The sequence below is a fragment of the Peribacillus sp. CSMR9 genome (assembly GCF_033141925.1).
GTDB classification, from domain to species: domain Bacteria; phylum Bacillota; class Bacilli; order Bacillales; family DSM-1321; genus Peribacillus; species Peribacillus simplex_A.
In genome coordinates this window covers 13,395-25,432 of sequence record NZ_JAOPHO010000003.1, presented here as the reverse complement: position 1 = coordinate 25,432, position 12,038 = coordinate 13,395, and the positions used below count along the sequence as shown (strand labels likewise).

11 protein-coding genes and 1 pseudogene are annotated in these 12,038 nt (G+C 37.3%); 7 read left to right on the top strand and 5 right to left on the bottom strand.

The features are described from left to right. Window positions 1-62: 62 nt before the first annotated feature. Window positions 63-1,028: a carbohydrate kinase family protein gene (locus tag N9I19_RS03280; RefSeq protein WP_317776966.1), complete on the top strand. Its 966-nt coding sequence runs from the start codon at window positions 63-65 to the stop codon at window positions 1,026-1,028. Between the two features lie 268 nt (window positions 1,029-1,296). Further along, window positions 1,297-1,494, top strand: a complete 198-nt coding sequence (locus tag N9I19_RS25130; protein WP_353957977.1) for a transposase — start codon at window positions 1,297-1,299, stop codon at window positions 1,492-1,494. A gap of 823 nt (window positions 1,495-2,317) precedes the next feature. Here N9I19_RS25130 and N9I19_RS03275 read toward each other — a convergent pair. Together N9I19_RS03275 and N9I19_RS03270 are read right to left on the bottom strand one after the other, a co-directional pair. Beyond that, window positions 2,318-2,590 (bottom strand): hypothetical protein, encoded by a 273-nt coding sequence (locus N9I19_RS03275; RefSeq protein ID WP_317776965.1) that lies wholly within the window; start codon window positions 2,588-2,590, stop codon window positions 2,318-2,320. A 197-nt stretch (window positions 2,591-2,787) separates the two neighbouring features. Further along, entirely contained in the window at window positions 2,788-4,407 is a 1,620-nt protein-coding gene (locus N9I19_RS03270) for an ABC-F family ATP-binding cassette domain-containing protein (protein WP_061463500.1), read from the bottom strand. Window positions 4,408-4,746: 339 nt separating this feature from the next. On the opposite strand from N9I19_RS03270, the gene N9I19_RS03265 reads away from it, so the two are divergent. Further along, complete coding sequence (locus N9I19_RS03265; protein ID WP_317776964.1) at window positions 4,747-5,148, top strand: RDD family protein; 402 nt, start codon at window positions 4,747-4,749, stop codon at window positions 5,146-5,148. 350 nt (window positions 5,149-5,498) lie between these two features. Here N9I19_RS03265 and N9I19_RS03260 read toward each other — a convergent pair whose 3' ends face one another. Next, on the bottom strand, window positions 5,499-5,738 hold the full coding sequence (locus N9I19_RS03260; protein ID WP_317776963.1) for a hypothetical protein: 240 nt from the start codon (window positions 5,736-5,738) through the stop codon (window positions 5,499-5,501). Window positions 5,739-6,320: 582 nt separating this feature from the next. On the opposite strand from N9I19_RS03260, the gene N9I19_RS03255 reads away from it, so the two are divergent. Beyond that, a complete protein-coding gene (locus N9I19_RS03255) occupies window positions 6,321-8,579 on the top strand; it encodes a HelD family protein (protein ID WP_317776962.1) in 2,259 nt (752 codons plus the stop codon). A 38-nt stretch (window positions 8,580-8,617) separates the two neighbouring features. Here the strand turns inward: N9I19_RS03255 and N9I19_RS03250 are convergent, their stop codons facing one another. Continuing rightward, window positions 8,618-9,139, bottom strand: a complete 522-nt coding sequence (locus tag N9I19_RS03250; protein ID WP_317776961.1) for a GNAT family N-acetyltransferase — start codon at window positions 9,137-9,139, stop codon at window positions 8,618-8,620. Window positions 9,140-9,278: 139 nt separating this feature from the next. Here N9I19_RS03250 and N9I19_RS03245 point away from each other — a divergent pair, with 139 nt between their 5' ends. Both N9I19_RS03245 and N9I19_RS03240 read left to right on the top strand, forming a co-directional pair. Next, complete coding sequence (locus N9I19_RS03245) at window positions 9,279-9,473, top strand: hypothetical protein (protein WP_061463495.1); 195 nt, start codon at window positions 9,279-9,281, stop codon at window positions 9,471-9,473. 79 nt (window positions 9,474-9,552) lie between these two features. Then, a complete protein-coding gene (locus N9I19_RS03240) occupies window positions 9,553-9,966 on the top strand; it encodes a hypothetical protein (RefSeq protein WP_061463494.1) in 414 nt (137 codons plus the stop codon). Window positions 9,967-10,062: 96 nt separating this feature from the next. Here the strand turns inward: N9I19_RS03240 and N9I19_RS03235 are convergent, their stop codons facing one another. Then, window positions 10,063-11,253: an alanyl-tRNA editing protein gene (locus tag N9I19_RS03235; protein WP_317776960.1), complete on the bottom strand. Its 1,191-nt coding sequence runs from the start codon at window positions 11,251-11,253 to the stop codon at window positions 10,063-10,065. A gap of 119 nt (window positions 11,254-11,372) precedes the next feature. Here N9I19_RS03235 and N9I19_RS25125 point away from each other — a divergent pair. Continuing rightward, a pseudogene (locus tag N9I19_RS25125) lies at window positions 11,373-11,876 on the top strand (sensor histidine kinase); the annotation flags it as partial. Window positions 11,877-12,038: the final 162 nt, after the last annotated feature.

Below are 12,038 nucleotides of genomic sequence, written 5' to 3'. Positions count from 1 at the left end.
TGTCGAAAATGATCGATAGCCTTTCATTTTACCTAAATCACAAGAATGGAGATGTAATGTAAATGAATAAAACAAACCGCGCAGTCATATGCGTTGGGGAGCTTTTGATCGATTTTTATTGTACAGATATTGATGTTAATTTAATGGAAGGTAATCATTTTCTAAAGAAAGCCGGGGGTGCACCAGCGAATGTCGCAGCTGCTATTTCAAGGCTAGGTGGGGAAGCGAGTCTTATTGGAAAAGTAGGAAATGACCCATTTGGATTATTTTTAATAGAAACGATGAAAGAGGTGGGGGTTGATACATCGATGATTGTTACTGACGATTTAGCACCAACTACTTTAGCATTTGTTTCTTTACAAGCAAATGGTGAAAGGGATTTTGTATTCAATAGAGGAGCGGATCGAAATTTAACAGAGGATAACTTATACCTAGATAGATTAAGTGGTGCAAAGATTATTCACTTTGGATCTGCAACTGCATTTCTGGAAAACCCTTTTAAAACAACTTATTTAAAGGCAATGGAATTTGCACAAAGTAGGGGGATATTTCTATCGTTTGACCCTAACTTCCGACATGATTTATGGAAAAATAGAGTGGCTGAATTTATTAGTTTAGCTAGAAAGGGTATATCAATGGCTGACTTTGTAAAAGTTAGCGAAGTAGAGCTTGAACTAATCACGGGAAACATGGATAAATATGATGGAATAGCAATGCTCCATCATTTAGGGGCAAAAATAGTGGCTGTTACCCTTGGATGGGAAGGCACTCTTCTTTCAAATGGAAGTGGAATGAGTGTAATAAACAGCGTCGAAGTAAATTCAATTGACTCAACTGGTGCTGGTGATGCATTTGTCGGTGCTGCTTTATTTCAATTTGCAAATCTTGAGTCCTATGACACAATTCTTAGTGATTTTAGTAAACTTAAAGAGATCATTCTTTTTGCAAATAAAGTAGGTGCCGTCGTGTGTACGAAGGTAGGAGCGATTTCTTCTCTACCAAACGAAGAGGATATATATAAGATTTAGTCTTCATCGTATTGTTTCGGAATGTGAAAAAATCGCGGTACACCTAGCTTAGGGAGTCTAGGTGCATCGCGATTTTTAGTTTATATAAGCGGTTGTTCAAGAAGGAACTAGTCTTTACACATTTAATGAGAAGTGGCGAAATAAATTACAAGACCTATTCGGCAAAAACCAATGACTGTAAAGTCTGTCCTTTCAGAGTAGAACTCTTCGGGAAAACAGCGACCAAAAGAACCATATCACGCCCCACCGCCCATGAACTATAGAAAACATGAAAAGGACAAAAACAAGTGGTTACAAACTGGTTCAAAAACTAAGAAGAATCTGGTGTGAAGGCTCATTTGGCACCATGAAAATAAAGCACAATTTATATAAGACATATAAGAGGGGCATTCAAAAAATCCATGAACAATGCCTCTTTTCGGCGTTGGCATTAAACTTAAAACGAATGATAAAAGTAATGAACTAGCTACAAAAAAGTGAAGAAAAATAATAAATAAACAGCAATTAACGATAAAAATCAAAATGGGGAAGGAGCAAAAGCTCTCCCCCCATTTTGTCAACAGCCCCCTTATCCGGGGTTTTTTATGTTTCAATAGATGTACTGAGTATGGACGGAGGGTTTCTATGAGTAAGAATATATATACTGAATTTCAGATTAAAGAACTTGAAAAGAATCCAAATACTTCCGAGCGATCTATTTCCTATAGTCCGGAATTTAAGACAAAAACTGTTTAGGAATATAAAAAGGGGAAATCTCCCTCTCAAATTTTCATTGACCAGGGATTTAATCTCGAAATAATTGGAAATAAACAACCTAAACGTTGTCTACAGCGCGGGCGTAGTACCTTTGAAAGGTTTGGTGAGGAAGGCTTCCTTACGGAACGCCGTGGAAAAGGAAGTACATCACGCCCCACTTCTAAGCCACAGTCTGTAGAGGACCAACTTAGGAAGGCCGAGGCGAGAATCAGATTCCTTGAAGCAGAAAATGACTTCCTTAAAAAAACTGGAAGAGCTAGAAAGGCAGGCTTTTTAAAAAGAAATGATTTTAACTGCTGCTGAGAAGTTCGTTGTTTAGAATTTGAAAAATTAAAGGTGGCAAGACAATTTGAAAAAATGGGAAAATGTAGCGTTTGGTAGTTCAATTTTTATTGTACTAACTTTCCTTCCTCCGTACCTTGATAAAATTGGTATTTCTCTTTGACTTAAATCAGTAAGTACTGTACTTTTTGGTGTTTTTTGAATGGTTTTCGCTAATAAAAGGCATGATCAGTTTATCTGGCCTTATATACTTAACAAATATGTTCGTCATAGTCTGTTTTCAAGTAATTCATCATCGTTTGTTTTTGGTGGGAATAATGAAAACAATTGAAGTAAAAGGAAAAGTCGTCAAAAAAGAGTGGGTTTTTATCATCGAAGCCATAAGTATGTAAAAAATCCGAAATTATTTTTTCTTGATCCACTAAGTCGAACAATCCGGATACATAAAATTGATAACTGAATTTATTATATAAAAAAAGGTATCCTGTATCCTCAAAGATATTTTTAACTAAATGACCATCCAATTTTAACTCACTCCTTTCTTACCAATATACCTTGTTATCCATTAAATTATTCAGTGTTCATATTTCGGGGAATATCATTATATTTATTGCAGACTGTTTTTTATACCTTTAATGCATTAAAGGCTGGAAACAACTGTAGGAAGATCGCAAACGAAAAAAGCACATCCCATAAGGATGTGCCGCATATAACAAACTTCTTATTTATACATTTCTGCCACTTGTTTTTGCAATTGGCTATTTTCAAGGTACTCATCATAACTAATTTGCTTATCGATTGTACCTTTTGGTGTAAGTTCAATGATACGGTTCGCCACAGTTTGGATGAACTGATGATCATGAGAGGAGAAGATCATCGATCCTTTAAAGCTGATCAAACCGTTGTTCAGCGCCGTAATCGACTCTAAGTCTAGATGGTTAGTAGGTTCATCAAGCATAAGGACGTTCGAACCGCTTAACATCATTTTAGAAAGCATACAGCGGACTTTTTCGCCCCCTGAAAGGACACTTGCCTTTTTGGTGACTTCATCACCAGAGAATAACATTCTGCCCAAGAAACCGCGCAGGAAGCTCTCGCTCTGGTCATTAGGAGAATATTGACGGAGCCAATCGACTAGTGTTAAATCGACACCTTCAAAGAATTCGGCATTATCCTTAGGGAAATATGCCTGAGAGGTCGTAACGCCCCATTTGAATGAGCCGCTATCCGGTTCAATTTCACCTGCCAAGATTTTGAACATGGTTGTTTTAGCAATCTCATCTTTACCGACAAATGCAATCTTGTCGCCTTTATTCATCGTGAAGCTGACGTTATCCAATATTTTTATGCCATCGATCGTTTTCGAGATTCCATCTACACGAAGCAGGTCGTTCCCGATTTCACGCTCAGGTGTAAAGCCGACATATGGATAGCGGCGCGAAGAAGGCTGTATGTCATCCAAGCTGATTTTGTCCAATAATTTCTTACGGGATGTCGCCTGGCTCGATTTGGATGCATTGGCACTGAAACGGGCGATGAAATTTTGAAGCTCTTTGATTTTTTCTTCTTTTTTCTTATTGGCATCTTGAGTCAGTTTAAGGGCAAGCTGGCTTGATTCATACCAGAAGTCATAGTTACCGATATAAACCTTGATTTTACCGAAATCGAGATCCGCGATATGTGTACAAACTTTGTTAAGGAAGTAACGGTCATGGGAAACTACGATAACAGTGTTTTCGAAGTTGATTAAGAACTCTTCCAGCCATTTGATCGCTTTTAAGTCCAAGTGGTTGGTAGGCTCATCCAGTAAAAGAACATCCGGTTTACCGAATAGTGCCTGGGCAAGCAATACTTTAACTTTGTCCCCACCGTTCAATTCGGCCATTTTCTTTGTATGAAGGTCTTCTGCAATGCCAAGGCCCTTTAAGAGGATGGAAGCTTCAGGTTCAGCTTCCCAGCCGTTTAATTCGGCAAATTCACCTTCAAGTTCGGCGGCTTTCATTCCATCTTCGTCCGTGAAGTTTTCCTTCATATAGATGGCATCTTTTTCTTGCATGACTTCGTATAATCTTTCATGTCCCATAATGACAACTTTAAGGACTTCTTCTTCTTCAAAAGCGAAGTGATCTTGTTTTAGAACGGCAAGGCGTTCGCCAGGCCCCATATGGACATCACCGGATTGTGCTTCAACTTCACCGGAAAGGATTTTTAAGAACGTCGATTTACCCGCCCCATTTGCACCAATCAGACCGTAGCAGTTACCAGGCGTGAATTTTATATTAACATCTTCAAACAGTTTACGATCGCCATATCGTAAACCAACATTATTTACAGTAATCATTTATTTACATTCCTCCAAAATCTTTTGTTTCAACGTTTCCAACACTTTGTTGCACTAGTTTTACGCTGATTCACTCAAACAGCAGTTATATCCATTAATTTATTAAATGCCGTTCATTAAATTGTATCTTATTTCGTAGGAAAATTAAAGTTAGATTAGCAAAAACAAACGTTTATAAGCAAAAATTACTCAGGAGTTTAATATTGAAGAACAAGTATCGGCTGTAATGTAAGTTCTATTTTTTTGCAGAAAAAAATTATGAGCACAAAAGCTCATTACATATTAACCTTATAATTGGTAATATAGGTAACTGTAACTAATGCAAAAGGAGGGGCATATATGAGCGATTCAGTAGGGTTTTGGAAACGTTTTTTAGCAGGATTTTTGGATGCCTTAATAGTATCTGCACCAGTAGCAATAATTTTCGGGTTAATTACCAGTGATTGGGAAAATGAAAACTTTTCAACGTTTGTCAACTTTCTTTACTTGCTGATTGTCCCGATACTATGGTATGGCTATACAGTGGGTAAAAGGATTTTGGGTATACGCATAGTAAGGGTGGACGGTAAAAAATTAGGCATAGGCACAATGCTAATGAGGAATTTTGTTGCTACTTTAGTTTATGCCGTTACATTAGGGATAGGGTATATTGTCAGTGCATTCATGGTTGGATTAAGAAAAGATCATAGATCCATTCATGATTTCATAGCTGGTACATACGTGACATCAAATAAACCATAAAGATTGATAAGCAGTTTAATAGCTGCTTTTTTTAATGCGAAATTACAAATTCAAACGGATATAATTTTTCATGGGAAACCCTTGAATGAACTCTAGGTGTATTTTCATCAAATATAAACAGGGCAAAGGAATTTACTGATTGTATTGGTGGGGAATTACATAATGAGGAATAAATATTACATTGGAAACCACGTTAGAATATCTAATCAATAATCAATTTAACATAATGGCAGTTAAGGTGTTTTTTAAGGTCATGAATACGATCATTAAGTACACATGTCAGTGGAGTAATCGGGTGTTGTTCATACATTGTAAATGTAAAGGAACAGAAAAGCACTTAACCTATATGGTCAAGTGCTTTGGTTATTCAGAACTTCTCTATTTTGATTAATGATGATTTTATTTCTTAAAATCATTTCCTTATTATTAAGTCCAACATTCACTTCTTTGGTATTATTCACCTTTTCTAACAGTGATACTACAGATATTTCTAATAATTCAGGGATAGACATATTTGTTTTAGATGATAAAATTTCAAGTTCATGGATTAATTTAGGGGATAGTATTGGTTGACTCTCATTTATTTCCATGACGGTACCCACTTTCGTAAGAAAATTATTTAATTGTAATCTAAGTATATAACATGAGATTCAAATGAAACATTAAATTATCGTTATTTATGTTAAGAATTGATGACCTTTGTGGAAGAAAGGTCTAGCTGGGCACTTCCCCTATTAGGGGAAGTGCTTTTTTGTGTTGACTAATTACTTGGTAAGGTCATTTCCCTGAAAATCATGATTGGCCCATTATGCATTAAACCTTAATGCACGATCAGGGATCGCCTGATTGATGGGTCTAACATCTTTTTGATATACAATAAATACACTGCATATCATAATGAATAAAGAGAAGAGAATTGTCCAGAGGAAGAAATGAAAATAAACTTCCTACTTCCAGAATGGAAATGACATTTTTAAAGATGTAATAATTAAATATGTCTATTTCGTATTTTATGAAAAGCATTCAATGATTTTCCTTCTAAAAAAGTTAAATTCAACTATATAATTCTATGTGTCCACATTTGTCAACCATTGGGTTTTCTGATAGTATAAATGTCCATTTCATCTTAGCATCGGTTTTTAAAAGTTTGATAAATAAACGAGGAAGGGAGAGTGGTTATATTGGGAAGTCACCCTGATTTTGAACTGGAACGACAGCGGCTGGATTTTACCAAACGTTATATAGATGTAGTCATCAAAACATCAGAAACAAGCAAAGATCAATTTCAGCGGAATATGCAAGAAGCTTTTGGTGATGCCGATTGGTCTGAATCCGGCTTATATTCTCAATTGTTGACGACAGCCAACTTTTTTGAAATGTCCAAAGCTGAACTTGAAAGTTTACGTAAAGCAAGTAAAAAGCCCTATTTTGCAAGAGTGGATTTTGAAAGGAATGATGGTGAAAGAGGGGAAGTGCTTTATTTCGGAAAAACGTCCCTTTATCAGAGGGAAAGCCAGGAACAGATCATCGTAGATTGGCGTTCACCAATTGCAAACCTTTACTATGAGGGACGGATTGGTGAAATTGAATATGAGGCGGAAGGGGAAACGTTTAGCGGGAACATCACTTTAAAGAGACAATTAATGATTGAAGAAGGTGTCTTGGAAGAGGTAAGGGACATTGATCTAACAACGACGGATGAATTGTTGCAGGAATCCCTCTCTAAAAGTTCCAGCAATCGGTTGACAGATATCATTACCACGATCCAGGAAGAACAAAATAAAATCATTCGTGCAGATTTGAATAAACCTATCATTGTTCAGGGCGCAGCGGGCAGTGGTAAAACGACAATTGCTTTACATAGGATCTCTTATTTCATTTACCACTATAAAGACTTGTTCGATCCGCGACAATTAATGATTCTTGCCCCGAGCCGGGTGTTCATTGATTACATATCTGAAGCATTACCTGAATTAGGTGTTGAAAAAGTAAAACAATTCACATTTTCCGAATATGTGCAGGCAGCGATAGGAAAGCAAGTGAAGCTTGTGCCTGATGATAAACTAACTCGAATGCTGGAAAAGGATGATGAAGAAATAAAGTCCGCTGTCTGGATATCAGGTCTAAAGGGCTCCCCTGTATTTAAATATATTTTGGACGAATATGTAAAGGATATTTTCAGGGGTTTTCATCCGGATGCAGATTTTTATTGTGATAAATATCGCCTCTATTCCGCTAAGAAGTTCATTAGATTATTGGAAGAGGATTATTGGTATTTACCGTTATACGGCAGGCTGGACAAACTGAAGGCCATTTTACAAAATGAAGTTAAATTGAAAAAGAAAATAATGCTTGATCGTGTTCTTGATTTTTATGAGGCTAAAATTGAGAAGGCTCTCATTAAGAATATAGATCCAGACATACGCAAGGAATTTGTTACAAAATGCCTCGATAAAAAAGAGGAAAGGATCGGACAGATCCAAAAAGCGATCCGTTCTTCTGTAAAAGGCTATTTTAAGCAATTCAAAAATAAAGATCTTCTACATTACTATCAGGAATTATATCAAGATCCGGAGCGGTTGGCCTCGTATAGTAATGGTAAACTTACTTTTGAAGATGCAAGTGTTTTATGTGAGTATAATCATAAATTATTTTCTGATAAAAGCTATGAGATGGAGGACTTAGGTGCATTATTATATCTTCAGGAGCGGCTTTTTGGTGTCGACAAAGAAAACAAAGCAAAAAATGTCGTCATTGATGAGGCTCAGGATTATAGTTTCATGCAGTTACAGGCACTCAAAACAGCAGTGGATACGGATATGTTCACACTAGTAGGTGACCTGGCACAAGGCATCCATTCATACCGAGGGTTACAAACATGGGCTGAGGTCCACCATCGTATTTTCCCGCGGGCGACGTACACTGAATTACAAAAAAGCTATAGAACCACTGTTGAAATAATGAAACAAGCTAACCGGATTCTTCAGTTGTTAACCTACGATTTCCCGGAAGTTGAACCTGTAGTCCGTCATGGCAGGGATCCAGAATTCATTTCCATTGAAAAGAAAGGTTGGGAAGAAGAGCTGATCGAACTTATTGAAAGCCTTAAAGGAGAGGGATTTAAAACGTTTGCCGTTATTGCCAAAACGATGAAAGATTGCAAACTGGCAAACGAGAAACTAAGTGCATTCCATCAAAGCTTTCATTTAATAGATGAAGCGGGAAACATTCCTAAAGATAAAACATTAATTGTTCCTTCATATCAAGCTAAAGGCCTGGAATTCGATGTCGTATTTGCAATATCCCTGGAAGAAGCGTATTGCCGTGAGAATGAGCTTGATATTAAACTGCTTTACGTAACAATGACAAGACCATTGCACCGACTTTATTTTTTAGGTAATGAGAAAAATGCTTTCTTAATTGAGACATGAGAGGTGGAAGATGGAATGTAACCATCCTCCGGGTACGCTCACAAATGCAAAAGGATATCCTTAATATCTTGCCACCCAAAACCGACCTCGATAAGCTCGATGCCAGCCATTTTAACAGTTTTTTCAGCTATTACTTGACCGCCGAGCGCCTTGTAAAAACCGCATGAAGGATTATCCTTTAATGCCCAGATTATTAAATTCTTATGTTCCATTTTAATAAGTTCATGTGTGACCGCTTTTATCATTTTTCGGCCGAATCCCTGCCGTTGATACTCTTTTAAAATATAGACGGCATATACTTCACCTTGAATATGAGGATCATTCGTTTGTTCAGGTCCACCCGCAGCGAAACCGATGATTTCCCCATGGGCATTTTCCGCAACAAAAGTGGCATTATGCAGCATCTTTAAATTTCTTAACCAGTTTTTCCTTCTGGCTTCCAGATTCAAGGAAGACAAGTATTGATCCGGGAGGATGCCTTTATAAGTCGTTTGCCAGCTGTTTATATGTACATTTGCTATTCCATTTACATCTTCTTCTATGGCTCTCCTGATTTTCATTAAAAACACCTTCTGGTTTTAGTATTTTTTTCTAGAATATCATGGAAAAAGTGAATAAGCATTTAATTTATGTTTATAACTTCATGATAAAGGATAAGAAATAAAAGAGAGATTCAAGCAGATGAAGGGAAGGATGAGAATGATGAAATTGAAAGTTGGTTTTTATTTTCCGGGAGGCAAAGAAATAGAGCATGAGGTAGAAGGAGATGACTCAACTCAAATGATTTCAAATATTCAAAAGCACCGTTATTATAATTTGGTTAAAGGCGATTGCCATTATGTCATAGATACGGAAAAAGCAGCTTATTTTTCTGTAACCGAAATATTTGATTGAGAATAAACTGCATTGGACTTTTGTTCCATTGCGGTTTATTCTTTTTGGTGTAAGGAACCGGAAAAGGGGTTAATGGACAATGAAAATCAATTTTACCAAGAAACAGTTTGAAACATTATTCAAAATGGTTCAGTACGGATATTGGGTTGCTTCCGATACTGAAAATAATAAAGAATTCAGTGAGGTTGAACAGTATCTCAATTCCTTTGCCAAAGATTTCGGCATGGAAGGAGTCCAGTTTTTGAAGGAATACGAAATATATGATTTAAGCAGGGAATTGGAGGATCAACTTCATGAAGTCATAGATGAGTATGAAGAAGGAGTATTCAGGGATAAGCTTGCCTATCATTTGGCAAGAAAAGAGTTTGCCGAAGAATCGCAAAACCATGAATATAATCAGGAAGAAGCCTTTAAACGTATCCTGGAGCTCGAAGAAAAATATCATATTCATATTGAAGAACAAGGGTTACGGAAATTAAAGATAGAAGTATAAAAAGAGAGAGGGCACAATTTGTCCTCTCTCTTCTAATTCTGAAAAAAATAAATTCTGTGTTCTTCACGAATGGGCATCACCCATATCGCAGAGGTTTTATTCACCTGAATTTTGGCCTAATCTTTCAACTGTGTATTGGTAAAATGCCATTAGGTCATTTTGTGACGCAAAACCTGCTTGTGCAGTCTGTTCGCTCCCTCCGCCTTTCCCATTATACGAACTGAGTTCAGCTTTAAAATATTTTCCGCAATGTAAGGGGAAGGACCCACTGTGCGAAAGAATCACCTTTTGCTCCTTACGTGATGCAAATAATACGGTAACCTTTTCCTTTTTTACAATCGTACCTGCAAGGTAAAGCAGATCTTTCATTGAGCTATCTTCGAATATATGAGAGATGAATCCCTCTGCATTTTCTGCAATCAGAGAGTCAGCAAGAAAGTTTGCATTTTCAAGTTTTAAGTTTTCATTTACCGATAGTAGCTTCTTATAGTCATTCTCCAGTTTCTCCACCCTATTCAATATCTCTGTACGTCCGGTATTGAATTTATTCGATAAGGCTGAAAGAATACCAAGACTTTCGGAAAATTCGTTCAATGCCCTGAAGCCGCACTTAAAATAGAGGCGGGTATAATCTTTCTGCTTCTCCGTTTTGAAAATCTTTATTAAGCCTATCTCACCGGTTCGAGCTACATGGGTTCCGCCGCAAGGGTTATACTCAATCCCTTCTATTTCAACAATACGGATATTTTCGGACACAGTAGGCATTTTAACGACAGGAAGTGTCTGTAATTGCTCCTTTGTCACGTAATATGCATGTATTTCGCGATTCTCAATAATATATTGATTAGCCTGCTTTTCAACTGCCGCCGTATGTACTTCAGTCCATTTAAATTCGGACGTTATATCGATCGTTAAATATTCCTTTCCAAGATGAAAGCTGACCGTATTCGAGTCAAACAGTTCGACACAGACTGCGGAGAGTAAATGCTGGCCGCTATGCTGTTGCATATGATCGAAGCGGCGGGGCCAATCCAGCTCACAGTGAACTATCTCTGAACTTGGCCGTCTCTCAGTCTTATGAAGGATCTTCCCATCATTGCTTTTTATAATATCCAGAACAGTGATTCCTTCTATTTTGCCAGTATCTGAAGGCTGTCCGCCCCCTTCTGGATAAAAAGCGGTTTCTTCAAGAGTGATGTAGTAAAAGCCATTTTCTTCAACGGACTCCCGGATATTGGTATCCCATTCGGAAGTCATGGTGGACGTGTAATACAATTTTTTTGTCATGAATGTTTTCTTTTTCCTTTCAGTTAATCAATAAATTATATCACCGAAATACCAAAGTGTGAAATTATGGGAGTAAAAGCTTAACCGGCTAAATAAGTAAACTTTATGACTAAGGTTTTGGGACAATTTTGGTTTATCGTGACATTACAAAAGAATATGAAGTGGATCAAATGAAGTCCGAATTTGTCAGTACAGTTAGTCATGAATTAAGAACACCGCTTGCAAGCGTCCTTAGTTTTACCGAATTGATGCTGACAAACCAATGAAACCTGAAAGACAGACAAAATATGTACAGACAATCTACATTGAAGCAAGAAGACTTACCGCACTTATCAATGATTTCCTGGATGTTCAAAGGATGGAGTCCGGTAAAGGGGCAGGATCTCTATCCGTGATATAGCTGGGACGATATGCTTTCCATTGATATCAAGGATGAGGGGCTTGGCATCCCAAAAGAATCACTGCCGCATTTATTCCAGAAATTTTATAGGGTCGATAATTCAGATCGCCGGAGGATTGGGGGAACTGGCCTTGGATTAGCCATTGTTGATGAAGTCATAAAGTCACACGGCGGATATGTTACGGTGTTTTCCAATTACGGACATGGAAGTACATTTACCATATCATTACCTAGAGTAACCCAGAAAGAAGTGGGTCTGAACAATGATGGACAGTCAAGAAAACTGAGCTATGATATTATGGTCATTGAAGATGATAATAACTTTGGCGGAACTGCTCAAATATGATTTGATGGATAGTGGCTTCTACGTTAGCTATTACAATAG